22 protein-coding genes are annotated in these 25,469 nt (G+C 72.3%); 9 read left to right on the plus strand and 13 right to left on the minus strand.

Annotation, left to right across the window (positions count from 1 at the left end; translation table 11 throughout):
* Positions 1–463, plus strand: a 463-nt coding sequence (locus ABD844_RS30180) for a hypothetical protein (RefSeq protein ID WP_344885612.1), incomplete at its 5' end; no start/stop codon positions are given.
* Between the two features lie 110 nt (positions 464–573).
* Here ABD844_RS30180 and cydC read toward each other — a convergent pair.
* From cydC to ABD844_RS30205, 5 genes are all read right to left on the minus strand, one after another.
* Positions 574–2,334, minus strand: coding sequence for a thiol reductant ABC exporter subunit CydC (cydC, locus tag ABD844_RS30185; RefSeq protein WP_344885615.1), 1,761 nt, complete (start codon positions 2,332–2,334; stop codon positions 574–576).
* Between the two features lie 66 nt (positions 2,335–2,400).
* Complete coding sequence (locus ABD844_RS30190) at positions 2,401–4,119, minus strand: ABC transporter ATP-binding protein (protein WP_344885618.1); 1,719 nt, start codon at positions 4,117–4,119, stop codon at positions 2,401–2,403.
* Positions 4,116–4,859 (minus strand): ABC transporter ATP-binding protein, encoded by a 744-nt coding sequence (locus ABD844_RS30195; protein ID WP_344885620.1) that lies wholly within the window; start codon positions 4,857–4,859, stop codon positions 4,116–4,118. The genes ABD844_RS30190 and ABD844_RS30195 overlap by 4 nt, the downstream gene beginning before the upstream one ends.
* Positions 4,856–5,965: a FecCD family ABC transporter permease gene (locus tag ABD844_RS30200; RefSeq protein ID WP_344885623.1), complete on the minus strand. Its 1,110-nt coding sequence runs from the start codon at positions 5,963–5,965 to the stop codon at positions 4,856–4,858. Before ABD844_RS30200 ends, ABD844_RS30195 begins: the two co-directional genes overlap by 4 nt.
* Complete coding sequence (locus ABD844_RS30205; RefSeq protein WP_344885626.1) at positions 5,962–6,981, minus strand: ABC transporter substrate-binding protein; 1,020 nt, start codon at positions 6,979–6,981, stop codon at positions 5,962–5,964. Before ABD844_RS30205 ends, ABD844_RS30200 begins: the two co-directional genes overlap by 4 nt.
* Positions 6,982–7,334: 353 nt before the next feature.
* On the opposite strand from ABD844_RS30205, the gene pstS reads away from it, so the two are divergent.
* Positions 7,335–8,444: a phosphate ABC transporter substrate-binding protein PstS gene (gene pstS / locus ABD844_RS30210; protein ID WP_344885629.1), complete on the plus strand. Its 1,110-nt coding sequence runs from the start codon at positions 7,335–7,337 to the stop codon at positions 8,442–8,444.
* 39 nt (positions 8,445–8,483) lie between these two features.
* Here the strand turns inward: pstS and ABD844_RS30215 are convergent, their stop codons facing one another.
* The gene (locus ABD844_RS30215; RefSeq protein WP_344885632.1) at positions 8,484–9,101 is read right to left on the minus strand and encodes a LysE family translocator; all 618 of its coding nucleotides are present in this window, start codon (positions 9,099–9,101) and stop codon (positions 8,484–8,486) included.
* A complete protein-coding gene (locus ABD844_RS30220; protein WP_344885635.1) occupies positions 9,101–10,624 on the minus strand; it encodes a B12-binding domain-containing radical SAM protein in 1,524 nt (507 codons plus the stop codon). Before ABD844_RS30220 ends, ABD844_RS30215 begins: the two co-directional genes overlap by 1 nt.
* Before the next feature lie 284 nt (positions 10,625–10,908).
* On the opposite strand from ABD844_RS30220, the gene ABD844_RS30225 reads away from it, so the two are divergent.
* The gene (locus ABD844_RS30225) at positions 10,909–11,529 is read left to right on the plus strand and encodes a TetR/AcrR family transcriptional regulator C-terminal domain-containing protein (RefSeq protein WP_344885638.1); all 621 of its coding nucleotides are present in this window, start codon (positions 10,909–10,911) and stop codon (positions 11,527–11,529) included.
* Between the two features lie 103 nt (positions 11,530–11,632).
* Positions 11,633–12,781 carry an esterase-like activity of phytase family protein gene (locus ABD844_RS30230; RefSeq protein ID WP_344885641.1) on the plus strand — a complete coding sequence of 383 codons (1,149 nt, stop codon included), beginning with the start codon at positions 11,633–11,635 and terminating at the stop codon, positions 12,779–12,781.
* Between the two features lie 40 nt (positions 12,782–12,821).
* Here ABD844_RS30230 and ABD844_RS30235 read toward each other — a convergent pair whose 3' ends face one another.
* Positions 12,822–15,779, minus strand: coding sequence for a pyridoxamine 5'-phosphate oxidase family protein (locus tag ABD844_RS30235; RefSeq protein WP_344885644.1), 2,958 nt, complete (start codon positions 15,777–15,779; stop codon positions 12,822–12,824).
* Positions 15,776–16,525, minus strand: a complete 750-nt coding sequence (locus ABD844_RS30240) for an HAD family hydrolase (protein WP_344885647.1) — start codon at positions 16,523–16,525, stop codon at positions 15,776–15,778. The genes ABD844_RS30235 and ABD844_RS30240 overlap by 4 nt, the downstream gene beginning before the upstream one ends.
* Positions 16,526–16,799: 274 nt before the next feature.
* On the opposite strand from ABD844_RS30240, the gene ABD844_RS30245 reads away from it, so the two are divergent.
* From ABD844_RS30245 to ABD844_RS30255, 3 genes are all read left to right on the plus strand, one after another.
* The gene (locus tag ABD844_RS30245) at positions 16,800–17,672 is read left to right on the plus strand and encodes a hypothetical protein (protein WP_344885650.1); all 873 of its coding nucleotides are present in this window, start codon (positions 16,800–16,802) and stop codon (positions 17,670–17,672) included.
* 210 nt (positions 17,673–17,882) lie between these two features.
* Positions 17,883–18,770 carry an ABC transporter permease gene (locus ABD844_RS30250; protein WP_344885653.1) on the plus strand — a complete coding sequence of 296 codons (888 nt, stop codon included), beginning with the start codon at positions 17,883–17,885 and terminating at the stop codon, positions 18,768–18,770.
* A 123-nt stretch (positions 18,771–18,893) separates the two neighbouring features.
* A complete protein-coding gene (locus tag ABD844_RS30255; protein WP_344885655.1) occupies positions 18,894–19,376 on the plus strand; it encodes a VOC family protein in 483 nt (160 codons plus the stop codon).
* A 75-nt stretch (positions 19,377–19,451) separates the two neighbouring features.
* Here the strand turns inward: ABD844_RS30255 and ABD844_RS30260 are convergent, their stop codons facing one another.
* The gene (locus ABD844_RS30260; RefSeq protein ID WP_344885657.1) at positions 19,452–20,090 is read right to left on the minus strand and encodes a Dps family protein; all 639 of its coding nucleotides are present in this window, start codon (positions 20,088–20,090) and stop codon (positions 19,452–19,454) included.
* A gap of 233 nt (positions 20,091–20,323) precedes the next feature.
* On the opposite strand from ABD844_RS30260, the gene ABD844_RS30265 reads away from it, so the two are divergent.
* Together ABD844_RS30265 and ABD844_RS30270 are read left to right on the plus strand one after the other, a co-directional pair.
* On the plus strand, positions 20,324–21,163 hold the full coding sequence (locus ABD844_RS30265) for an alpha/beta fold hydrolase (protein ID WP_344885660.1): 840 nt from the start codon (positions 20,324–20,326) through the stop codon (positions 21,161–21,163).
* A gap of 87 nt (positions 21,164–21,250) precedes the next feature.
* Positions 21,251–21,514: an MBL fold metallo-hydrolase gene (locus ABD844_RS30270; RefSeq protein ID WP_344885663.1), complete on the plus strand. Its 264-nt coding sequence runs from the start codon at positions 21,251–21,253 to the stop codon at positions 21,512–21,514.
* Between the two features lie 76 nt (positions 21,515–21,590).
* On the opposite strand, the gene ABD844_RS30275 is transcribed toward ABD844_RS30270, so the two are convergent.
* Genes ABD844_RS30275 through ABD844_RS30285 form a run of 3 tightly spaced genes read right to left on the minus strand, consistent with a single transcriptional unit; the run spans position 21,591 to position 25,145 of the window.
* Complete coding sequence (locus tag ABD844_RS30275; protein WP_344885781.1) at positions 21,591–22,451, minus strand: geranyl diphosphate 2-C-methyltransferase; 861 nt, start codon at positions 22,449–22,451, stop codon at positions 21,591–21,593.
* A 48-nt stretch (positions 22,452–22,499) separates the two neighbouring features.
* On the minus strand, positions 22,500–23,708 hold the full coding sequence (locus ABD844_RS30280; protein WP_344885666.1) for a family 2 encapsulin nanocompartment cargo protein terpene cyclase: 1,209 nt from the start codon (positions 23,706–23,708) through the stop codon (positions 22,500–22,502).
* Between the two features lie 27 nt (positions 23,709–23,735).
* Entirely contained in the window at positions 23,736–25,145 is a 1,410-nt protein-coding gene (locus tag ABD844_RS30285) for a family 2B encapsulin nanocompartment shell protein (RefSeq protein WP_425568692.1), read from the minus strand.
* Positions 25,146–25,469 lie beyond the last annotated feature (324 nt).

Genomic DNA, 25,469 nt, shown 5'->3' on the forward strand with positions numbered 1-25,469 from the left:
CGCCGCGGCGGCCAAGCGACGAGCGGCGGCGGCAGCGCGGCGCGCGGCGGCGGCCAGAAACCGGGCCGCAGCCGCGCGCAGGGCGGTGACCAGGCGCGCGAGCAGGCCCAAGACCACGGTCAGGCATCGGCCCGCCGTCCGTCCGACCAGTCGCAGGGCGGTCCAGCGGCAGTCGCCGCCCAAGGCTCAGCGCAATCCGCCGAACACCGGCCAGACTCAGTCGCGCGGGCTGACCGACGCGCAGAGACGCTCGATCGATGAGCAGTTGGGGAGGGTCCATCCCACCAGTTCGCACCAAGGGAGCAGCCGGAGCGCAACCGAGTGGATTGCTGACCAGGGCACCGGGCACGGCCCGGCCTCCAAGGCATACGCCTCGGACTTCCCGGCCAGCAAGAAGAAGGGAATGACGATCGCCTGGCGCATCTGGCAGATCTTCAGAGCGCCGCCTGGCCCTCCCAACTAGAGCGACGGGAGTCAAGCGTGACACGGCGTAGCCAAGGTTAGTCGAAAGAAGAACCGGAGCCCCCGTCCGAACGGTGTCGATCAAGACCACCGTTCGCGGCGGGGGCTCCGTCAGCCGTTGAGCTGGGAGGAGAGGAGGCGGGTGTAGACGCCGTCGGTGCCGAGCAGCTCGGCGTGGGTGCCGGCCTCGGCGATCCGGCCCTCGTCCAGGACGATGACGCGGTCGGCGGTGCGGATGGTGGACAGGCGGTGGGCGATGACCAGCGTGGTACGGTCGCGCCTGGCCGCGGTCATGGCGGCGGCGACCTCCCGCTCGCTCTCGGCGTCGAGGTTGGAGACGGCCTCGTCCATGATGAGGATGGGGGAGTCCTTGAGCAGGGCGCGGGCGATGGCGATGCGCTGGCGCTGGCCGCCGGACAGGCGGGCGCCGAGCTCGCCGGGCAGGGTGTCGTAGCCGTCGGGCAGCCCGGTGACGAACTCGTGGGCGTGCGCGGCGCGGGCGGCGGCCTCCACCTCGTCGCCGGTGGCGTCGGGGCGGCCGAGCCGGATGTTGTCGCGCAGCGAGACGTTGAACAGGTAGACGTCCTGGGGGACGAGCGTGATCAGGCGGCGCAGGTCCTCCTGGGGGAAGTCGCGCAGGTCGTGGCCGCCGATGGTGATGGCGCCGGAGGTGACGTCCCACATGCGCATGAGGAGGCTGGCGCAGGTGGACTTGCCCGCGCCGGAGTGACCGACCAGCGCCACCGTCTCGCCGGGGGCGAGGTCGAGGGTGAGGCCGGTGAGCGCCTCCGGCAGGTCGGGGCCGTAGCGGAAGCGGACCCGCTCGAAGCGGACGCGCGGCTCGACGGGGCCGGGCGGCGGGGCGCTGACGCGGTCGGTGACCGGGGCGGGCGTGGTGAGGATGGTCATGATGCGGTCGCCGGCGGCGACGACGAGGTTGAGGTCGCGGGCCACGTCGGTGACGGCGATGACGGGCGCGAACGTGGTGGCGGCCAGGACGACCGACACCGGGAACAGGGCGGGTTGCAGGCTGCCCGCCGAGGTCAGCAGGGCCGCGGTGACGAGGACGGCGAGCAGCCCGAGCGTGGTGGCGGCGTTGGTGACGGCGTGTTCGAGTCCGGAGCGGCGGCCGTGGGCGAGTTTGGCGTCCAGGAGGCGCCGGTCGTGTTCGGCCAGTTGGTCGAGCTGACGGGGCCCGGCGCCGGAGGTGAGGAGTTCGCGCAGGCCCTGGAGGGTGTCGACGGCTTCGGCGTTCAGCTCGCCGAGCTGGGCGCGCAGCCGCACGCCCTGGGCGGCGGCGCGCTTGCGCAGCCAGGCGGGCAGGAGGGCGAGCAGGATCAGGGCGGGCGCGAGGGCCGCGGCGAGGGCGGGGTGGAAGACGGCCAGCGCGGTCAGCGCGGCGACGGGGACGGTGACGGCGCTGATGAGCGGGCTCAGGGTGTGGGCGAACCACAGCTCCAGTTGTTCGACGTCGGAGATGGCGGTGGAGCCGAGGTCGCCGGAGCGGCGCTGGAGCAGGTAGCCGGGGGCGAGGCGTTCGAAGGCGGCGTACACGCGCCCGCGTACGTCGGCCAGCACCCGGAAGGCGGCCACGTGGGCGAGGTACGACTCCAGCCACGGAGTGAGGGCCAGGAACGGAAGCAGGAGACCCAGGACGATCAGGCCGCCACGCAGGTCTTCCTGGCCGGCTCCGGTGATGGCCCGGCTGACGACCCAGGCGCCGACGGCCGCGGAGGCGAGCACGACCAGGTGGTGGGCGATGCCGCTGGCGATGGCGGTCAGCAGCAGCGGCCGATGCGGGCCGAGCAGCGCCAGGATCGGACGGAAGCGCGACCCGCCGGGACCGGCGAGCGCGACGGCGGCGGCGGTCATCGGGCGCCTCCAAAGCGTCGGGGGATGGCGGTCATCGGGTGGCTCCGAGGCGTCGGGGGACGGCGGTCATCGGGCGGCTCCGTTCTGGGCGGCGACCAGGCGGGCGTAGGCGCCCTGGCCGGCCAGGAGCTCGCCGGGCGGTCCGGCCTCCTGGATACGGCCGTCGGCCATGACGATGACCCGGTCGGCGGCCTGGACGGTGGAGAGCCGGTGCGCGATCATCAACGTGGTCCGGCCGCCGGACAGGGTGTCGAGCGCGTGCTGGATCGCCGACTCGTTGGCGGCGTCCACGGCCGAGGTGGCCTCGTCGAGCACGAGGATGGGAGCGTCCTTGAGCAGGGCGCGGGCGATGGCGATGCGCTGGCGTTCGCCGCCGGAGAGCTTGAGTCCGCGCTCGCCGACCACGGTGTCGTACCCGTCGGGCAGGGCGGTGATGAAGTCGTGGGCGCGGGCGGCGCGGGCGGCGGCTTCGAGCCGGTCGCCGCTCGCGTCAGGACGGGCGAGCGCGAGGTTGCGGCGGACGGTGCCGTGGAAGAGGTAGGTGTCCTGGGAGACCACGGCGACCAGGGCGCGCAGCCGGTCGAGGGGCAGGTCGCGGACGTCGACGCCGTTCACGGTGATGCGCCCGCCGGAGGCGTCGAAGAAGCGCAGCAGCAGTGAGGCGACGGTGGTCTTGCCCGCGCCCGAGCGGCCGACGAGCGCGACCCGTTCGCCTGGCGCGATGTCGAGGGAGAAGCGGTCGAGGGCCGGGCGCTCACGCCCCGGGTAGCCGAACGTGACGTCGTCGAAGGTCAGCGAGGGCGGCCCGGTCAGGCCGAGCGGGGTGGCGCCCTGCTCGGGCTCGGGGGCGTCGAGGATCTCGAAGACGGCCTTGAGCGACGGGACGGCGTTGTAGCTGGCGTGGTAGGCGGCCTCCAGCTCCTTCAGCGGCCGGAAGCTCTCGGCGGTGAGCAGCAGGATGATCAGCAGCTCGGTGGCGGTCAGCTCCCCGGCGGCCAGCCGCAGCGCGCCGGCGCCGAGGGCGACGGCGGTGCCCAGGCCGATGATGAGCGCCACGCCGCCGACGTAGCCGATGACGATGGCCATGAGCCGGATCGAGTCGCGGGAGAACCGCTCGGCCAGCCGGCCCAGCTCGGCGCCGCGCCGGCCGCTGGCGTTGAACGCCTTGAGCGTGGCCATGCCCTGCAGCGCGTCGAGGTTCTCGGCGTACAGGCCCTTGTAGCCGCGGAACCAGGCGGCGTTGCGCTCGCGCAGCACGCGGTCGGACAGCAGGGGCAGCACGGGCAGGAGCAGGGCGCAGGCCAGCACGACGGCGCCGACCAGGGGGTCCAGGGTGAACAGGTACGCGGTGACCGCGATCGCGCCGATGACCGCGGCGATCACCTGGGGCAGGAACCTGCCGAGGTAGGCGTCGGCGGTCTCGACGCCGTCCACGATCGTGGTCTGCGCGGAGCCGGTACGCCCGCGCTGGGCGTGGGCGGGGCCGAGCCGCAGCAGCTTGGCGGTCAGGCGGCGGCGCAGCTCGGCCTTGACCGCGCCCGAGGCCCGCAACGCGGCCGACTCGCGCACGGTCAGCGCGGCGCTGCGGACGAGTTGCAGGACCACGACCCCGGCGACGAGCCAGACGATCGAGCCCGCGCCCCGGCCCGCGAAGATGCGCGACAGTGCCTGGGCGACGAGCACGCCCTGGCCGACGTAGGTGGCCGTGATGGACAACAGCAGCAGGACGAGCCCGGCCAGCCGCCACCGGATCCGGGGCGACAGTGCCAGCAGTCGCGAGATCACCGCTCCTCCTTGAGGCGTTCGAAGACGAGCTGGGTGCGGTGTACGGCGCGCACGCCGTACACCTCGGAGATCAGGTCGGGGGTGAGGATCCGGCCGGGCGGCCCGCCGGCCACGATGCGGCCGGCGCTCATGACGTAGAGGCGGTCGCAGAACGCGGCGGCCTGGTTGAGGTCGTGCAGCACGGCCAGGGTGGCGATGCCCAGTTCGCGCACCAGGTGGAGGAGCTCCAACTGGTGCCGGATGTCGAGGTGGGAGGTGGGCTCGTCGAGCAGGAGCAGGCGGGTCCGCTGGGCCAGGGCGCGGGCGAGCAGGACCCGCTGCTTCTCACCGCCGGACAGGGTGGCGAAGACGCGGCCGGCGGCGCCGGCCAGGCCGACGCGCTCCAGCGCCCGTGCGCACAGCTCCTCGTCCGTACGGGCGTCCGCCCGGTACGGGGTACGCCCCATGGAGACGATCTCGGCCACTGTGAAGTCCAGGTCGGCCGGTGTCTCCTGGGCGACCACGGCGATGCGCCTGGCGGCCTGGCGGGCGGGCAACCGGTGCACGTCGTCGCCGTCCACGGTGATGAGCCCGGCCGAGGGCCGCAGCGCCCGGTAGATCGAGCGCAGCAGCGTGGACTTGCCGCAGCCGTTCGGCCCCACCAGGGCGACGAACTCGCCGTCGTCCACCAGCAGGTCGGCCTCGTGCACGATGGCGGCGCCGTCGACGCCGACGGACACGCCGCGCAGGTCGAGCCTCACTGGACGCTCACCGCCCGGTCCGCGGAGCGGCGGCGCAGCAGCCACAGGAAGAACGGCACCCCGAACAGCGCGGTGACGATGCTGAGCGCCAGCTCCTGCGGCGCGTTGACGGTACGCGCGGCGATGTCCACGAGCTGCAGGAACACCGCGCCGAGCAGCGCCGTCACCGGGAGCACCCGGCGGTGGTCGGCGCCGACGAGCAGCCGGGCGGCGTGCGGCACGATCAGCCCGACGAACGCGATCGCCCCGCTGGTGGCCACCAGCACGCCCACCAGCAGCGAGGTCAGCACGAACAGGCCCAGACGGAAGCGGTTGACGTTCACGCCGAGCGAGACGGCCGTCTCCTCCCCGGCGGCCAGCGCGTTCAGCGGACGGTGCTGCAGCAGCAGGTACGTCACCCCGGCGACCAGGACGACGGCCGGCAGCGGCAGCAGGTGCCAGCGGGCCCCGCCCAGGCTGCCCATCAGCCAGAACAGCACCTGCTGGGCGGCCCGCCCGCTCTGCGCCAGTTGCAGGACGAAGCTGTAGGCGGCCTGGAACAGGTACGCCAGCGCCACCCCCGCCAGCACCAGCCGCGACGGGGTGATCCGCCCCGACCGCTGGGCCAGCGCGTACACCAGGCCCAGGGCCAGCAGCGACCCGGCGAAGGCGGCGGCCGACAGCGACACCCCGCCCAGCGCCGAGGCGCCCAGGATCAGCACGAGCACCGCCCCGAACGAGGCCCCCGAGGAGACGCCGAGCAGGAACGGGTCGGCCAGCGGGTTGCGCACCAGCGCCTGCAGCACCGCTCCGACCACCGCCAGCCCGGCCCCGACCAGGAGCGCGAGCAGCGCGCGCGGCAGCCGGAACTCCCACACGATCTGCTCCTGCACGGACGTCCACGTACGCGGCACCGCGTCGGGGACGACGCGGTCGGCGACGATGCCCCACGCCTCGGGCAGGGCGACGTGCACCGCGCCGATGCTCACCGCCAGCCAGGTCGAGGCGACCACGGCCACGGCCAGCGAGACGACGAGCACCACGAACCGCCCGCCGCGCCGGCGTGGCGGGGTCGCGGCGCTGACCGGCGGAGCCGAGGTCAGGCCCTCCCGGGTCTCGCTGGTCATCCGGCGAACGCGTCGGGGTGCAGGAAGCGGGCGATGTCGGCGACGGCCAGGAGGTTGCGGTAGCCGGGGTGCTGGGCGGCCACCGGAAGCGCGAGGTAGCGCTGCTCCTTGGCGGCCGGGCTGTTCCTGGCGATGGCGAACGCCTCGGCGGCCTTGGCGGGGGAGCTGGGCATGTCCTCGCCGCGCAGCGTGGCGTAGTCGCTGACCAGGAGGGCCTCGGGCTGGGCGGCGCTGATCTCCTCGGCGCTGACCTCGGTGTAGTCGCCCTTGACGGCGGCCAGCACGTTCACGCCGCCCGCCAGGGTGATCATCTGGTTGGTGATGCCGCTGCCGCCGTACGCGTTGACCGGGCCCTTGCCGCCGTCGGTGGCCAGCACCTTGACGGGGGTACGGCCCTCCACGCGCTTCTTGACGTCGTCGAGCCCGCCCCGCAACTCGGCGACCAGCGCCTCGGCCCGGTCGGAGACACCGAAGATCTTGCCGAGGTTGCGCAGGTCGGTGTAGGTGTCATCGATGGTGAACTGGAGCACCTCCTCGGGGCCGCACCAGCCGCCCAGGATGTACACCGGGGTCCCGGCGGTGTTCAGCTCGTCCACGGTGGCGTAGCCGCCGGCGGCGTCGAAGCTGGCCATGGCGTTGTCCAGGACGAAGTCCGCGCCCTGGGCGAGCATGACCTCCTTCTGCGGCAGCATGATCGTGTCGGAGATCTCCGGGATCCGGTCGTACTGCTCCCGCTGACCCGGCAGGAACGGGCTCTCGGAGAAGTTCGTCCGGCCGGCGATCCGGTCGGCCAGGCCGAGGGCGAGCAGGGTCTCCAGGGCCGGGTGATAACCGGTGACGACCTTGGCGGGCGGCCGGTCGAAGGTGAGCTTGCGCCCGCAGTTCTCGATCGTGACGGGGAAGCCGGTCTGCGGGGCCGCCGCCTGTCCGCCGGGCCGGGCGGGCTCCTGGGCGGCGGGCGCCGGTGCGCAGGCGGCCAGCGACAGGGCCGCCACCAGGACGAGCAACTTTCTCATGATCCGGCTACCGCCTTGAGCAGCGCGCTGTCGCGAACGGTCGGGATGGCTGGGGCAGGACGGGGCGGGCGGCTCATGCGGTGAGTCTCCGGAGGTGAAAGGCCAGATGATCGTGTAGCGAGAAACACCTCATTTTGCATATATGTCGCAATTGCTAGCAAGTCGCATCTGGCTGCCGGGTGGTGACGCGCTGCCCTGAGCCCTCCGTGGGCTGGGGAACCATCGGCCACATGGTGCCCGTACGCCGCAGGAGTCAAAGTTTCTCCCGCTTTGACGGAAAATGAAGCTCCGCCAACGCAGGCTTGACGTCCGATTAACCCCCAGGCCGGGACCACTTCGTAGCATTGCGGTCAATGGCAAAAATGCTCAAGAGACTAGCCGGGCAGGCCCTGGTGGCCGCCCTGGTTCTCGGTGCCTGTGCCGCCGGGGTGAGCGGGGCGGCGGTGCTGAGCCGCGACGACGACCCGCCGAAGCCGCCGATCGCCGAGTCGATCTCCGGATCCGGTTCGAGCGCGCAGGAAGGCGCGATGGACGCCTGGCGCGCCGAGTTCCACCGCATCCATCCCGACCTGGAGGTGCAGTACAAGTCCAGCGGGTCGGGCGCCGGGATCGACGACTTCATCAGCGGCAGAACCGCGCTCGCCGGGTCCGACGTCGCGATGCGTCCCGACGAGCAGGTGCGGGCGAACCGCCGCTGCGGTCGCCGCGCCGTCCACCTGCCCATGGTCGTGGGCCGCATCGCGCTCGCCTACAACCTGCCGTCCGTGCCCGACCTCCGGCTCTCCCCGGCCACCGCCGCGGGCATCTTCGGCGGCCGGATCACCAGGTGGGACGACCCGCGGGTCGCCGCGGAGAACCCCGGCGCCCCCCTCCCGCGCACGCGCATCCGTCTCTTCCACCGCTCGGACGACTCGGGCACCACCCACAACTTCACCGCCTACCTCAAGGCGGCGGGCCGCTGGCCGCACGAGCCGTCCAGGAAGTGGACCGGCAAAGGGAAGGGCGTCGCGATGTCCGCCGGGGTGATCGACGCCGTCCGGGACACCAAGAACTCCATCGGATACGTCGAGTACGGCCTCGCCACCAACGCCGGGCTGTCCACCGCCCAGGTGCGCAACGCGGGCGGCGAGTTCGTCCAGCTCACGCCGGAGAGCGCCGCCACGGCCCTGGAGAACGCCAGGGTCGTCGGCGAGGACGGCGACCTGGTGGTCCAGCTCGACTACCTGACCAGGGCCAAGGGCGCGTACCCGATCGTCCTGGTCACGTACGCGATCACGTGCCAGCCCAACCGTGACCCGCTGGTGCGGGCGTTCCTGCTCTACGCCGCCGGCGACGCGGGCCAGTCCAGCCTCGCCCTGTACGGCTACGCGCCGCTCCCGCGTGACCTGCTCACCAGGGTCCGCGTCCAGCTCGACGCCATGGACGACCACACCACGACGAGCAGCGCGCCTACGGAGGAGTAGCCGGCGCCCTGCCCCTCAGGACCGAGGTCCGTGAAGGGGTCAGTGCGGCAGGAACCGGGTCAAGGACCAGGCGGCGAACCCGAAGAAGGCCACGGCGACGACCCGGCCGACCACCGGGGCCGCCCTCCGGTACGCGTCGCGGACGAGCTCCAGACCCGACAGCCACGCCAGCAGCGTCCCCGAGACGAGGCTGCCGAGGAGGGCCGCGGCGAGGAAGAGGGGGATCGTGGCGGGCGTCAGCACCTCGACCCGGTCACCCAGCACCGCCGTGAAGATCGCGAGGGTGACCGGGTAGCTCTTGGGATTGGTCACGCCGAAGGCGGCGCCCCGCAGGACCGCGCGCCGGCCACCGAGCGGCGCGACCGCCTGCGGGGCGCGGGCGGACGCGAGCGCCCGCCCGCCCAGGTAGATCAGATACAGCGCGCCGGCCACCGTCAGCACGGCGAAGAACACCGGCGAGACGAGCCGTACCCACCGCAACGCCACCAGCGCCAGCGCGGCCCACACGAGGTCGCCGGCCAGGTGCCCGAGGACGAAGCCGAAGCTGGAGCGGCGGCCGCCACTGGCTCCCAGGTGCAGCACCATCAACACTCCCGGCCCGGGTGTCAGGACCACCAGGGCGCAGGACAGTACGGTGGCCGCCAGGAGCGGGAGCACTACGACGATCCGAGCGTGGTCTGCGTCATGCGGCCCGACCCGGTGACGGTGCCGGACCTGTCGGCATAGGAGCGGATCATGTGGGTGGCGTCGATGAGCTCGTCCCAGGGGACGCGACTGAAGATCTTGCACCAGTCCTTGGAGACCTCGTCGAAGTCGACCAGGTCGGTCGAGCCGTACTTGGTCGGCATGAGGTCGAGCAGTGCCTCGTCGAGGATCTCGAAGCCCCGCTCCTTGGCCTCCCGCCTGGCGAGGTCGGGGTTCATCAGCCACTTGCCGGTCAGCGCGCCGAAGTCGGGGTAGAGCGGCTGGGCCTCCAGGGAAGCCATCATCTCGTTGTCGATCAGCCACCGGCCGAACTGGACCGTGTTGTCCAGGCTCTCCGCGGTCTCCCCGGGGCCGCCCAGGACGAGCGAGCCATGGATCAGGATGCCGGCCTCCTTGAACAGGCTGCACGCCCGCCGGTTGTTCTCCAGACTGTCACGAGGCCCCTTGAGAACCTGGAGCATCCGCGTGTCCCCGGCCTCCAGACCCATGTTCACCCGGTAGACGCCGAGCCGTTCGTACAGCTCGACCAGGCGGGGCGTGGTCTCCGCGGCCTGCGTGTAGACGAAGAACTTCGGGTCGCCGATGTCGTCGGGCTTCGCCTCGACCACCGCCTTCACCCAGCGCGGCGAGCTGCTCATGCTGTCGAACGCCTCGTAGAAGATCGAGGCCGAGATCTGCTCCTGCGCGGCGCGCACGTCGTGCCAGAACATCTCGGGGGAGGAGAAGCGCAGGCTCAGGTCCATGATGCCGCAGAAATGGCAGGGCGACTTCACCCGCGCGCAGCCGCGTGCGCGGTTCATCGTGGTGACGCCCGTGATGGTGTCGCCCTCGTGCAGCTCGCCGTAGCGGTTGAGGTAGTTGTCCAGGTAGCGGCTCCAGTTGAGGTCGGGCATCAACGTCCGGTCGGGTACGGGGATCGCGTCCAGGACCATGGTGCGGAACGCGCCCCCGCCGCCCTTGATCTCCTCGGCGGGAATCTCCGGCAGGCGGTTGTGGGTGATCCCGTCGGGCGTGCGGTGCAGGAGCTCCGGCACGGTGTCGATCGGGCGCTCCCCGTCCAGGGCGCTCACCAGGGCCGACAGGGAGAACTCGCCGACGTCGGCGGCGCACACGTAGTCGACGGCCTCGCGGTGCCGCAGGATCTGCTCGCCCATGGCCGTCGCCTGGTCGTTGCCGAAGACCGTGACCGCGCCGGTCTCCTTGCCCAGTTCGGCCAGGCGGAGCGCGTTGCCGTACGACGTGGCCAGGACGCCCACGCCGAGGACGTCGGGGTCGAAGTCCGCGATCAGCCGTTCGATCTCCGCCATCGGCGTGATCTGCCCGTCGACGGCGATCACGTCCACGTCCGGATGATCCCGCCGGAGCACGGTCGCGAGCGAGACGACCCCCAGGGCAGGGAAGGTGCCGTCGTTGGCGACCGAGACGATATCCGCATCACTGCCGGCGTTCACGAGCAGGACATTGCGCACTTTCATGGATCGAGTTCCTCTCTGAAAGCATGAACCGTTTCCCGGCCGGCCTACGGACATTCGCGCCGGCCGTCCGTGCATGAAGATCTCTGTCTCACTCTCACCCACCCGCGCGGACAGGCTCAATCCCCCAGACTCAGGGGATTGACTATCGTCATATGTCATTGACATGCGTGCGATTCACGGTGTATCCGGATTCGCCCGGGACGCGCGCACGCGGGGTCGGGACGTCGTCCGCGCGGAAACCGCGCAGGCCAGGGCGCTGCTTAGCGGTGTTAAGGTGTTCGGCGATGGCACAGAAGGGACTGGCACGCGACACCGTCGTCCGCGCCGCGCTTGAGCTGCTCGACGAGGTCGGCCTGGAGGGCCTGTCCATGCGCCGCCTGGCCGCCCGCCTGGGCGTCCAGAACCCCGCGCTCTACTGGCACTTCCGCGACAAGCAGGAGCTGCTCGACGAGATGGCCCGCGAGCTGCTCGCCCCCGACCTGGGCGGGCCCGGCGAGGGCGAGTCGTGGCGCGAGTGGCTGACCCGCCGCGCCCACCGCTACCGGCGTACGCTGCTGAGCCACCGCGACGGCGCCCGCCTGATCGCGATCGGCAATCCAGGGCCCGACGTCGCCCGGGGCTTCGAGCTGGAGCTGGCGATCCTGACCGGGCTCGGCTTCACCCCCGCGCAGGGCCTGCACGCGATCGCCGCCATCAGCCACTACACCCTCGGCTTCGTGCTGAACGAGCAGGCGGCGCGCGAGCGGCAGGCTGCCGGAGCGGGCCTCGACCTCGCCGCGTACGCCGCCGAGTTCCCGCTGACCGTCGCGGGCGTCAGGGAGGGCGGGGCGCCGACGAGCGACGAGGCGTTCGCCCACGGCCTGCGGCTCATTCTGGACGGCGTGGCCGCCGCACATTCGGCCTGACTTTGCCCCTTTTTGTAGTGCGGCATACCGTTGTTTGGTCGTGGACTTTACCGGTCATCCGCGCTTTCATTTCCTCCGTCGATTTTCAGCAACGGAGGAACACATGGCACATTCGCGAAAAATAACCGGAATCGCCCTGTCATTCGCGCTGGTGGTGGTCGCCGCTCCCCCCTCGGCGGCGGCGCAGCGGCAGGAGCCGGTCCGCATCACGCGCTTCCTCGGGGAGCAGCGCATCGCCCACCTGGCCACGTACGAGGGCACCACGGTGGGCGGACTGTCCGGGCTCGACCGCGACCCGGGCACCGGCACCTGGTATCTCATCTCCGACGACCGCTGGCGCTACAACCCCGCCCGCTTCTACACCGGCCGCCTCGACATCAACCGGGAGACGGGCGAGTTCACCGGCGTACGACTGACCGGGGTCACCACGCTGACCAGGGCCGACGGCACCCCCTACCCGGCGTACGGCAAGGCGGGGTCGGCCGACCCCGAGTCGATCAGGCTCGACCCGTGGAGCGGGCGGCTGCTGTGGGGCGACGAGGGTGACCGGCCCGACCCCCGCAATCCGAACATCCCGGTCTCGCAGTCCGCGGTGCACACGGCCGACCTCGAAGGGCGGAGCACCGGGGAGCTGCCCGTACCGGCCAATCTGCGGCTGACGGACGCCGAGCGCGGGCCGCGGCGCAACTTCGGATTCGAGGGCCTGGCCGTCACCGAGCGGACCGTCACGGCCGTCACCGAGGGACCGCGCTTCGAGGACGGGCCGGTGCCGACGGCCGAGCGCGGCTCACCGGCCCGGCTGACCGTGTGGAACCGCCGGGGCCAGGTCCGCGGCCAGTACGCCTACCCGCTCGACCGGCTGCCGACGCCCCCGAAGCCCGCCACCGGCGACGCCGACAGCGGCGTGTCGGAGATCCTGCCCATCGACGAACACCGCTACCTGGCCCTGGAACGGTCCTGGATCCAGGGCGTCGGCTACCGGGTCAAGCTGTACGAGATCGACGTGCGCGGCGCCACGAACGTCCTGGGCCGCGACTCCCTGACCGGCGACCCGTACTGGCCGGTGTCCAAGCGCCTGGTCCACAACCTCGGCGACTTCCGTCCCCCGGTGCAGAACCTGGAGAGCATGTCGTGGGGGCCGCGGCTGGCGAGCGGCGAGTGCACGCTGGTGATCGGCTCCGACGACAACTTCGACGGGAGCGAGGCCACGCTGTTCATGGCGTTCGCCGCCACGGGCTGCAGGCGAGGCTGACTCCCCAGGCGTCCCCAGGCGTCCCCCACGGGCGGGTCGGTCAGATGCCGTGGATGCGGCGGCCGGTGATGTGCTGGGGGACGATGCGGATGTAGAGCTGCCGCTCGCCGCCCGCCCACGGGGTGACCCCTGAACCGGCCGCGTCCGCGATCTCCTCCGGCGGCACGTGGTGCGCGGGCCCCTGCACCAGCACGCTCCACCCCTCCCGGTTCACCTCGTCGATCTTGTCGATCTGGAAGGCGATCATGATGTCGACGCCTTCCAGCCCCGTGCGCAGGTCCTGGTCCATGGCCCCGCCGGCGGCGGTGCGGAAGACGATGGCGCCGTGGTGCAGCCGGTAGTTGACGGGCAGCACGGTCGGCCCGTGCGAGCCGCTGAACGCCACCCGCCCGATCCCGCCGGGCTCGATCAGCCGCCGGCACACCGCCTCGTCCAGCGTCTCCAGGCTGGGATGGGCCATGGCCGGGCCGTGCCCCGGCGGCCGGTCCAGGTCGCCGCCGAGCAGGTCCTCCGCCGTCGTGCCCAGCGCGTGGGCGAGCCGGTAGAGCGCCCCGGTGTCGGGGGTGTCGGCGTGCTCCTCCAGATACTCCAGGTAGCCAGGTGACATGTCCGCGCGCTCGGCGACCTGCTCGCGGGTGAGGCCGAGACGCTCGCGGTGGTGGATGATACGGCGGCCGAGATCGCCGGTGCCTGTCATGGTCACGTCTCCTCGAAAGTCGGACAGCGGGTCGAAGGGCAGGACGAGGGGCAGGTCGCAGGTACGGCGCGCGATGCCGTTCACGCGCGCCTCCTGATGGTCGGCGTCGACGAACAGCCGGCGTCCCCGGTAGCAGATCGGCATCGACACCAGCCCGAGCCGGCCGGGCAGCAGCGGATCCAGCCGCAGCCCGTCGCGCCGCAGCTCCAGCCCCAGGTAGCAGCGCTGGATCAGGTCGAGCGTGCCGCCCATGGCGCCCAGGTGGACGCCCTCCGCGGTGGTGCCGCCCTGCACGTCCTTGAGGTCGCTGTGGAGGGCCTCGGTGAAGAACCGCCACGACTGCGTCTGGCTGGAGCGGGTCCGGTTGGAGCGGGCCAGCACCCAGGCGTGCACGACCGCGCTGAGGGTCGAGCCGTGGCTGGTGCGCCGCAGGTAGTAGGCGACCGTACGCGGGACGAGGTCCCGGTCGGCCCGGTAGCCGAGCCGCTCCAGGAGGGCGGCCAGCTCCTCGCCGGTCAGCAGGTAGCAGAGCATGAGCGTGTCGGCCTGCTTGGACGCCTTGTACCGGTTGACGTCGTCGCCGTCGGCCTCCAGCGCCCGGTCCAGCCGGCGCACCCCGCGGTAGCGGTCCCAGTCGAGCTCCAGCAGGTCGCCGTACCCGGTGAACTGGCTGATCACGCCCTCGTGGAAGTCGACCCGCAGGCGGCGGCCGACGTCGTCCCAGTGGGCCAGCTCGTGCGCGCCGGGTGCCACCTCGGGCACGAGGGCGGCGGTGTCGCGGGCGCGCGCCATCAGCCAGGCGGTCATGACGTTGGTGTAGGCGTTGTTGTCCACGCCCGGGGTGGCGGCGCCCGGGTAGGCGTCGTGGTACTCGTCGGGGCCCATGACCCCGCGGATCTCGTACCTGTCGCCCGCGGGGACGGCCAGCGAGGCGAAGAACCTGGCGATGTCCAGCAGCAGTTCGGCGCACCACGACGGCATGGAGCCGGTGGCCAGGTAGTGGTGCCACACGTTGTGGGCGACGGCCAGGCCGACGTGCCGCTGCAACCGCGAGTGGTCGGGCAGCCAGCGGCCCGAGGCCGGGTTGAGGTGCAGGGTCTGGGTCTCCTCGCGGCCGTCGCTGCCGCTCTGCCAGGGGAACATCGCGCCGTCGTGACCGGCCTCCCTGGCGGCGTCCCTGGCCTCGGGCAGCCGCCGCCAGCGGTAGCGCAGCAGCCCGCGCGAGATCTCCGGGAAGCGCAGGTCGAGCCACGGCTGCACGAACAGCTCGTCCCAGAACACGTGCCCCCGGTACGCCTCCCCGTGCAGCCCGCGCGCCGGGACCCCGACGTCGAGGCCTGCGGTGTGCGGGGAGAGCGTCTGGAGCAGGTGGAAGATGTGCAGGTGGACGATCCGCGACAGCTCCGCGCCGTCCACGTCGAGCCGGGCCCGCCGCCACAGCCGCTCCCAGGCGGCCTCGTGGCGGGCCAGCAGCTCGCCGAAGCCCGGCGCCCGGCGCACGTGCCGCAGCGCCGACGAGCGCGGGTCGTGGGAGGCAGGATCGCGCGAGGAGGTCAGCGCGACGACCTTCGTGAACGTGCGCGGCTCGCCCTCCCGCAGGTCGAGCACGTGCTCGGAGGTGAGGCGGCCGGGGCCCAGCGACGGGTGCACGGCGGGGGCGTCGGCGTCGATCCGGATGGCCAGCGCCACCACCACGTGGGACGAGCGCGTGGCGGCCGTCAGCCAGCCCAGGTCGTCCTCGGTGCCGGTGGCGTGCCCGGTCAGGTGGTCGCCGCGCAGGTCGCGGTAGCGGGCCACGCCCCGGTTGGCCACCCGGCCCTCCATCCTGGCGCGTACCCGCAGCGGGCCGGCCCAGTTCTCGGCGGTGAACGTGGTCTCCAGCGCCGCCACGTACGGGTCGGCCATCGACACCAGGCGGCGCTGGCGTACCCGGGTGACGCGGCCCGCGCCGTCGCGCCAGCGCAGGTCGCGCACCAGCACGCCGCGCCGCAGGTCCAGCTCGTGCCGGTAGAGCGGCAGGTCGGCCCGCTGCGGACGGAACCAGCCGGAGCCCGGCGTGGCGAACGTCAGCGGCAACCAGTCGGGCAGGTTGACGATGTCCTCGTTCGTCACCGTGTGCCCGGCCACCACCGAGTCGAGCCGGTCGTAGCAGCCCGCCAGGTACGTGCCCGGCGTACGCGGCTCCCCGTCGGGGGTGGCGCCACGGGTGGCGAACCGGCCGTTGCCCAGCGTGCACAGCGCCTCGCGCGTCCCCTCACCTTCCGGGTCGAAGCCGTCGTACACCAGCGTCCAAGCGCTCATCGCCGCCCCACGGGCACCCGTCCCGCGACGTCGGTCTCGGCCAGGTCGGACACGACCACGTCGGCCCCCGAGGCCCGCATCGCGGCGGCCCGTCCACCGCTCCGGTCCACCGCGACCACCAGCCCGAACCCGCCCCGGCGGCCCGCCCGTACGCCCGCAGGCGCGTCGTCCACGATCGCCACCTGCTCGGGCGGCAGCTCCAGCCGCCGCGCGGCCTCCTGGAACAGCGCCGGGTCCGGCTTGCCCGGCAACCCCAGCCGGGCCGCGTCGTCACCGTCCACCAGCACGTCGAACAGGTGCAGCAGCCCTGCCGACGACACCACCGCGCGGCAGTGCCGGCTGGCCGAGACCACCCCGGTACGGCAGCCGCGCCGGCGCAGCTCGTGCAGCAGGACGACCGTGGAGGGGAAGGCGGCCACGCCGTGCCGCGCGATCTGCTCCGCGAACAGCGCGTCCTTGGCCAGCCCCAGACCGTGCACGGTCGGCGCGCCCGGCTCGTCGTCCGGGCCGCCCTCGGGCAGCGAGACGCCGCGCGAGGCCAGGAACGTGCGCACGCCGTCCAGCCGCGGCCGGCCGTCGACGTGGGCCAGGTAGTCGGCACGGACGTCGAACGGCTCGGAACGGCCCCGCAGGAACGCGTCGAACACGTGCTTCCACGCGGCGGCGTGCACCCGGGCCGTGTCGGTGACCACGCCGTCGGTGTCGAAGACGACGGCGCGCACGCTGGTCAGGTCGAAGGTGGCCATGCCTGGACGCCTACCCGCGCAGGCCGCCCCCAGCCCTGCGACCTCGGCCCGCGTCCTGCCGCGCCCTCCCACCCCTGGCCTGCGCGAACGCCGGTGCGGCTGCCGAAGCGGCGGCGCACGGGCGGCGTACGGGCGGAGCGAAGGGGCGGCGAGCGCGCGGAGCTGAGCGAAGAGCCCTGGAAGGGACTGGGAGAAGAGCGGCGGGAGGGGCGCACGCGAGCGGCCGAGTGGGTACGTCTTTCCTCATCAGGCCGCCCCTGGCAGGAGGTTCCGCATGATCGTCGTACGAGCCTTGCCGCTGCTGGCCGCGCTCGCCGTCGCCGGTGTGGCGGGCTGCGGGGGGTCGGCCGGGCCACCGGGCGCCGGGACGCCCGCCGCGACGTCCACGGCCGACCTGTCCACCGCACCGGGCACCTCGCAGCCACCCCCCGCCGGCACCCCCGCCCCCGACACCGCCGAAACCCCTGACACTGCCGACACCCCCGGACCTGGCACCCCAGCCCCTGATTCCCCCTATCCCACCGAGACGCTGATCGCCGGTCACTACCAGCCGCTGTGGCCGTTCTCCGGCCCCGACGACGTCGCCGCCTGGCAGCGCGCCCACCAGAAGGACGGCCGCGACGCCTGGCACCTCGACCCCGCCCGTACCGCGATCGCCTTCACCCGCGACTACCTCGGCTTCGAGGGGATCGACCGCGCCGTCAAGACCGTCCGCGCGGGCGACCACGCCCGGGTCCACGTCGGCTACCGCAGCCCGGAGGGCTCCGAACGGTCGGTGGCGGCCGTCGTGCACCTCATGCGGTACGGCACGGGCGTACGCGCCCCCTGGGAGGTGGTCGGCACCGACGACACCACGCTCTCCCTCACCAGACCCGCGTACGGGGCCGCCGCCGGCTCCCCGCTGACCGTCGGCGGACGCATCACCGGCGTGGACGAGAGCATCAGGATCCAGGTGCTGCGCCCCGGCTCGTCCGGCCCGCTGGGGGAGCGCTGCTGCCTGAGCGCCGGAGGGGAGAACGCGGCCTGGTCGGCGCGCGTCACGTTCACCGCCCGTCCGGGCCGGACGCTGACCGTCGTCGCCTCCACCGGCGGGCACGTCGCGGAGGTCGAACGCTTCGCGGTGACGGGCGTGCGCGTGCCCTCCTAGCCAGGCGCGGCAGCGGGCGCCCGGCGAACCGGGGCGCCCGCTCCATGCGCCCGCCTCGTGAACCCGCCTCGTGCGCTGAAATCCTCGACTCGGCGACGCTCCGGCCCCGACACTGGACCGATGCCCCCGGTGGCGGGGGATGATCGTCCATGGGACGCGCCCTTCGGCCACCGGACGGCCGCTCGGTGACCGCGACGCTTCGAGGTGCTCATGAGCCACGTGCAAGACCCCGCGCCGGCCTCGCTGGCGGAGCTGGCCCGCAGGCACGGGCTGCGTCCCGCCATCGCGCGGCCGCGGTTCGCCGCCTACGTCCACCAGCTCTGGGAGCGTCGGCACTTCGTGCTGACGTACGCGACCTCGCGCAACGTCTCGCGATACTCCGGCTCGGCGCTCGGGCAGCTCTGGCAGGTCATCACCCCGCTGCTGAACGCCGCCATCTACTACGTGATGTTCGGCCTCATCCTGGGCGGCAGCCACGGCATCGACAACTATCCGGCGTTCCTGCTGACCGGGATGTTCGTCTTCACCTACACGCAGCGCACGGTCACCGCGGGCGCGAAGTCGATCTCCGGCAACCTGTCGCTGATCCGCGCCCTGCACTTCCCGCGCGCCTCGCTGCCGCTGGCGTACACGATCCAGGAGCTGCAGCAACTGGTCATCTCGATGGGCGTGCTGCTGGTGATCGTGGTGATCACCGGTGAGCTGCCGAACTGGTTCTGGCTGATGATCCCGATCGTGCTGGTGCTGCAGACGATGTTCAACATCGGGGCCGGGCTGATCATGGCCCGGCTGGGCTCCTCGCTGCGCGATCTCAACCAGTTGCTGCCGTTCATCATGCGGACGTGGTTGTACGCCTCCGGGGTGTTCTTCGCCATCCACGACAAGGTGGTCAACAGCGCCGGGCTGCCGGAGTGGGTGGCCACGACGATGTACCTGAACCCGGCGGCCTCGTACATCGAGTGGATGCGCGACATCCTCATCGGCGACCACACGCCGCCGGGGATGGTGTGGGTCTCGTGCCTGGTCTGGGCGGTCCTCGCGCTGGCCGGCGGGTTCTGGTACTTCTGGCGGGCCGAGGACCGCTACGGGCGGGGCTGAGCCGCGGCCCGCACGGGGACGAGCAACCGGGGATGAAGCGCCGTCGCCGGGGAGTTGCACGAGGTGAGGCATCCCGGCCTCGTCCGTTCGCGGATGCCGTCACGGCGAAGGAGAGCCAATCACATGACCACGCACCCCGACTCCCCCGAGTCCGCCGCCCCCGTGCGCCAGCTCAGGCTGGTGGTCGAGGCGGACGACTACGAGGCCGCCCTGGCCTTCTACCGGGACGTCCTCGGCCTGCCGGAACAGGCCGCGTTCTCCAGCGGCGACGGCGCGCGGGTGGCCATCCTGGACGCCGGCCGGGCCACACTGGAGATCGCCAACCCGGCCCAGAAGGTGATGATCGACGAGGTCGAGGTGGGCCGGCAGGTGGCGCCGAGGATCCGGGTCGCGTTCGAGGTCGACGACGCGCGGGCCACCGCCGACCGGCTGGTGTCGGCGGGCGCGACCGAGGTCGCGCCGCCCACGCGCACGCCCTGGGAGTCGCTCAACGCTCGCCTCGACGCCCCCGCGGGCCTGCACATCACGGTCTTCCAGGAGCTTCGCACGCTGACGGAACGCGAGTCGCTCGACGGCTTCGGCAAGGACGACCCCGCGAGCTCCTGAAGTCCCCGGCCGGGGCTCACGCGGCCCCGGATCCGCCGGTTCCCCGCCCACTGACGATGAGTCGGCGGTGCGGCGTCACTTCGACGAGCGTGCGCCCCGGCGCGACGGGCGGTGCCCGTTGTGCGGCGTCTCGACGAGCGGGGTGTCGACGAGGTGCTCGACCAGGAACCATATCTGCAGCTCCCCGGTCCGGATGACGTCGGAGACCAGCAGGTCGTTCGTTCCGTCGTCACCCATCTCGGCGGCGCGGGAGGCCGCGTCGTGGGCCGCGAGCAGGATCGTCTCGTGCGCCTCGATCAGGCGCGAGAGCATCGCCGGCACCTCCTCGGCGCCGTTCGGCGGACGCGGCACCACGGTGATCTCCGCGACGTGCCTGGGGTCGCCCACCGCGATGCCGCCGAGCGTCTGTACCCGTTCGGCGATCAGGTCGACGAGCTTCTCCTGCTCCTCCGCGTGCTTGTCGAGCAGCAGGTGGAGCTGGTAGAAGGTGGGGCCGCGCATCAGCCAGTGGTGCTTCTTGTAGAGGGCGTAGAGGATCTGTGTGTCGGCGAGGATCTGGTTCAGCCGTTCGCAGGAGTAGCTGCGGGCCTCCTCCGACAGGGCCAGCGGCCACGTACGGACCGTGCCGAACTCCTGGATCTCGGTGCCGTCCACGTGCAGCCACGGCTGGCTGCTCGACTTCTTCGACGCTTTGGTGCTGCCTTTGGCGCGCACGATCATCTCCTGGTGGGGTGAGTTTGAGCGGATCCGACCTCGAACCTTCCCGTACGTCCGCCAACGGAGCCCCAGATACGGCCAGGGCATGGCAAAAGTTGCATAACCCGCCCAAAACAGTCCTCCCGGGTTCACACAGGCCGGCGACATCAACCTCCGGCCGCCGAGGACGGGATCCCCGCCCCGGATAACTCGTTTGCCCCGCCAGGGGACGCGTTGACAGGATCTCCGTCATGCCTGCCTTCCCCGCCTCCGACGGAACCGTCCTCCACTACCACGTGTCCGGCTCGGGCGGCCCCCTGGTCTGCCTGCCCGGCGGCCCCATGCAGAGCGCCGACTACCTCGGCGACCTCGGTGGGCTGTCCGCGCACCGGCGGCTGATCAAGCTCGATCCCCGCGGCACCGGCCTGTCGCAGACGCCGCGCGACCCCGCCACGTACCGCTGCGACCGGCTCGTCGCCGACGTCGAGTCCCTGCGCGAGCATCTCGGGCTCGACCGGATCGACCTGCTCGGTCACTCCGCCGGGACGAACCTCGCCCTGCTGTACGCCGCCCGCCACCCGAGCCACGTCGGCCGGCTCGTCCTGGTCACCCCCAGCACCAGGGCCGTCGGCATCGAGGTCACCGGGCAGGCCCGGCTGGAGACCGCCCGGCTGCGCACGGGCGAGCCCTGGTTCCCCGCGGCGTACGCGGCCCTGGAGGCCATCACCGCGGGCAACGCCACCGAGGAGCGCTGGCAGGCCGTCGCCCCCTTCGTCCACGGCCGCTGGGACACCGAGGCGCAGCGTTACCACGCCGCCATGGAGGCCGACAGGAACGACGAGGCCGCCGCAGTGTTCGCGGCCGAGGGCGCGTTCGACCCCGAGGCCACGCGGGCGGCGCTGGCCGCGCTGCGGGTGCCGGTGCTGGTGCTCGCGGGGGAGGTCGACCTCAACACGGTCCCGGCCGCCGCGGCCGAGATCGCCGCGCTGTTCCCCGACGCCGAGTTCGCCGTCCAGCCGGGCGCGGGCCACTTCCCGTGGTTCGACGACGCCGACCGCTTCGTGACGACGACCGCCGCGTTCCTGAAGTGACGCCTACGATCCCACGTCCATGGAGCCGCGCAGCCGCATGAGGATGATCCCTTCACCCACCTGCACGAGGACCACAGCAGGGGCGCCGTGTGGGCGGGCGAACCGGCCTTCCCCGAGGCGGTCGCCTTCGCGCACGCCGCCGAGGTCGCGTTCTGGTCCGACCGCACCTCCGCGCTCACCGAGGACGAGCGCCGGCCCGCGCTGGAGGCGATCAGGCTCTTCGGCGAACGGCTGCGCCCCGTCGAGTACGACGCCGAGATCCTGTCCGTGCACGCCTACCATCTGCCGTTCCCGGGGCTGGGCCTGATCGAGCGGCACGGCGACGCCTTCGCCTGGAGACCGCTCGGGTAGGGGGCAGGCGACGGCGCGGGGGCCGTCCCCTTGAGGAGGGGACGGCCGGGCGGGGACGGGGCAGGCCGCGAGCGCGTCAGACGCGGTCGGCGGCGATCAGCAGGTACTGGAAGCTGCCGCTCCGGTACGCCTCGAGGAAGGCGTCCTCGATACCGGTCACCAGATGCGTCCTGGCCCGCAGCTCCCAGTAGGGGATGGTGGCCGCGGTGAGGTCCACCACGCTGACCGGGACGAGCCGGTTGGCCGCCATCTCCCTGAAGTACGTGCTGCGGGCGTGGATGTCGCAGATGTAGTGGGCGTTGATCTGGCTGATGGCCCGGGAGGGCAGGCCGTAGGCGTCGTTGTAGCAGCCGGTGATGCACACGTAGCGGCCACCGCGGCGCAGCAGCCTGGAGTGCTCGGCGAACAGCAGCGACAGCTCGACGTACATCGTGCTCTCGTTGTTCCAGATGGCCTGGAAGGCGCCCGTGGGGAAGCCGGTGTCGAGCATGTTGCGGAAGTGGAAGCGCACCTTGTCCTCCACGCCGCGTTCCCTGGCCTGCTGGTTGGCGAAGGCCACCTGCGACTCGGAGATGGACACGCCGTCGACCTGGCAGCCGAAGCGCACGTTGGCCAGCAGGCTGGAGCCGCCCCGGCCCGACCCGGCGTCCATGACGCGGTGCTCGGGACGCAGCGGGCCGAGGTGCGCGAGCAGCAGCTCGGCCTGCGCGGTCTCCAGCCGGTGCAACTCGTCGACCACCCGTCTCTCCCTGGTCTCGGCGGGGCCGTCGAGGACCGACCAGTCCACCTCGCCGATGCCGTAGTGGTGGTGGTAGAGGCCGTCCACCTCGCCCAGGCGCAGGTTGACCGGGTTCTCCTCGGTGTTCCAGTAGTCGGCCACGGATTGCTGGTAGAGGCTGCTCAGCACGGGAGCGGCATTGGGGGTCACGGGGGTCATGGTCACCGCGTACTCCTTAGGCGTCGGTTGTCGATGGTGGGAACGGGGTCAGGACTGGTAGCGGCTGGTGCTGCCGTGCCATTCGAGGCATCCGGCCATCCACCCCTGCGCGCCGCGCAGGAAGCGCTTCAGCTCGGGGAAGGGCAGGGCCGACAGCTCGCGGCGGCTCCGCTCGAAGCCGCGTACGAAGTGGTTGTGCAGGTGGACCGCGCGCTCGGTCGCCTCGCGGATGGAGCAGCCCTCCTCGGCCGCGATCAGCAGGATCACGTTGGAGTCGGGCAGCTCGTCGGCCGCCTCCTTGGCCACCGAGTGCAGGTCGTTGACCAGGACGCTGGCGGTGCCCGCCTGCATGAGGGCGGTGTGGAAGCGCTGTTCGCCGAACAGGTCGGCGGGCAGCTCGTAGCCGCCGACGATGTCGATGAGCGTCATGGAGGTGTAGAAGCTGTCGTGCTGGCGGGCGGCGAGGTAGCGCCACACCGGCGGGGGCGTCTCCAGGTAGCGCCAGGCGGCGTAGGCGGCCCAGCTCACGTACATCTGGCTGGTGATGTTGCGGATCCGCATGACCTGGCCCGGGCTGGAGTGGCGGGCCACGTGGCTGGTGGCCGAGCGCAGCGCGACCAGGACGGGATCGCCGCGGACGGCCTCCTCCAACTGGACGGTGTACTCGCCGGCGTCCGGCGGCGGGTCCATGGCCGAGGTGACCAGGGCCAGGCGTGGCGGCAGCTCGGTCGGGGCCGCGCCCAGCTCGGTCTCGTCGGCGTAGTAGTCGTCGGCCGCCCACCACGCCGCGTTCATCTGGGCCGCGATCAGCACCATGTCGGGGTCGTCGGAGTCGGGGTGGGCGAGCATCGCCAGCCGCCCGAACCCGGTGGCCGCGAACTCCTCCATCCGCCCCTCGTGGATGCCGGTCCGCTCCGCCCACGCCACCAGCCGCCGGTTGACCTCCTCGCCGAGGTCGTCGTCCACCCGGACGGTCTCGGGGCAGTAGAGCGGCGGGTACGTGCCGTCACCCCACTCCCGCTCCCGGTAGGCCAGCGGCGCCAGGCTGTGACGCCGCTCGCCCCCGGAGACCGACGGCAGCGTGACGCTCCAGGCGGGCGGCCCGCTGCCCTCGTGCCCGTCCCCGTCCTCGAACCCCTCGAAGCGCGGCCGGTATGGCTGCAGCGCCGCCCGCAGGCTCAGCGTGTACGCCCCCAGCCCGGTCGGCCCGGCCGGCACCGGCGCGGCGGAGGTGTCAAAGGGGGAGAAGTTCGGCATGAGGCACCTCTTCGTTGGGTCGGCCGGTCAGGAGCGGGGGGCGGCGACGTCGACGTCCTCCAGGATCCCGATCGCGTCGGGCACCAGCACCGCCACCGAGAAGTAGGCACTGACCAGGTACGACATCACCGCCTGCGGGTCGATGCCCATGAAGCGCACGTTGAGCCCCGGTTCGTACTCCTCGGGGATGCCGGTCTGGTGCAGGCCGACCACGCCCTGGTCGTCCTCGCCCGTACGCAGGGCCAGGATCGAGGTGGTGCGCGCGCCCGAGATCGGGATCTTGCCGCACGGGAAGATCGGGATGCCGCGCCAGGCGGGCACCTCGTGCCCGTCGACGTCGGCGCTGCCCACGACCAGCCCGCGTTTGTTGCATTCGCGGAAGAACGCGGCGATGGCCTTGGGATGGGCCAGCAGCAGGCGGGTCTTGCGGCGCATGCTGATCAGGTCGTCGAGGTCGTCGGGCGTCGGCGGGCCCGACCAGGGGTAGATGCGCTGGTCGTAGTCGGTGTTGTGGAGCAGCCCGAACTCGCGGTTGTTGAGCAGCTCCCACTCCTCGCGCTCGCGCAGCTCGTGGATGGTCAGGCGGAGCTGCTGCTCGATCTGGTTCATCGGGTCGTTGTAGAGGTCGGCCACGCGGGTGTGCACGCGCAGGACGGTCTGGGCGACCCCCAGCTCGTACTCGCGGGGGTGCAGGTCGTAGTCGACGAACGTGCCGTCGATCACCGGCTCGCCGGTGTGACCGGCCGCGACCCGCACCGCCGCCTCGCCGCGCCGGTTGACCGGCCGGCGGAGGCTTTCGAGGTGGCGGGCGAGGTGCTCGCGCAGCGCGGGGGAGCGGTCGGCGACGCGGCGCAGCTCCCAGCCCGGCGCGACCAGCAGCGTGCAGGCGGTCGCGGCCCTGAACGTGCAGGGCCAGCGCGGGTCGTCCGCCGTCAGCACCTCGTCGCCGAACTGGTCGCCGTCGGCGATGATCCCCAGGAACTGGGGACCGCCGTAGGGGCCGGTGGCCAGGCGTTCGAGGCGGCCGTGCGCGATGACGAAGGTCTGCGTCACCGGGCGGCCCGCCTCGGCGACGATCTCGCCGGGGCCGAACTCCCGCGCGGTGAACGTCGAGGCGATCTCCGCCAGCACGTCGGCGTCGCCGAAGCCGCGCAGCGCGGGGATCTCGGGCAGCGTCTCCGGGACCACGCGTACGTCGTCGGCCCCGCTCTGCGTCACCCCGACGCGCCCCCGGCCCGCCCGATGCGTCAGCCGCCGGTTGACCCGGTAGGTGCCGCCGCGCACGTCGACCCAGGGCAGCATGCGCAGCAGCCAGCGGGAGCTGATGGCCTGCATCTGCGGGCGGGTCTTGGTGGTGGTGGCCAGATTCCTGGCGGCGCTGGTGTCGAGGCTCAGCCGCGTTTCCGTCGGCTCCGTGGGCATTTTTCCTCCGGAGATCGGCAGGCAGTTGCTACTAAAGGTAGTGAAACGGATACTGAGCGTAGAGTCCCTGGGCGGACAGGAATCCTGGCGGCCGAGGAAGATCGATGTGCCCGCGCCGCCACTGGCCTACCGGGGCGATGACCATGCCTGTTCGGGGCCGTCGGTCGGATGTGCGGTGGCGTTTTGAGGGTGTCTGTGGCCCGGTGTGTGCGGGTTTCCGGTCGCTCCATGGCGGGTCGTCCGGGAGCTTGGTGGGGGCGACGTCCAGTCCGAGCCTTCGGACGGGAAGGGCCGTCCGCGGCGTCAGCCGGCTGTCCAGCGGCACCGCGGCCGCCCGGT

It is taken from the genome of Nonomuraea antimicrobica (assembly GCF_039536965.1).
In the GTDB taxonomy this organism is placed as follows: Bacteria; Actinomycetota; Actinomycetes; order Streptosporangiales; family Streptosporangiaceae; genus Nonomuraea; species Nonomuraea antimicrobica.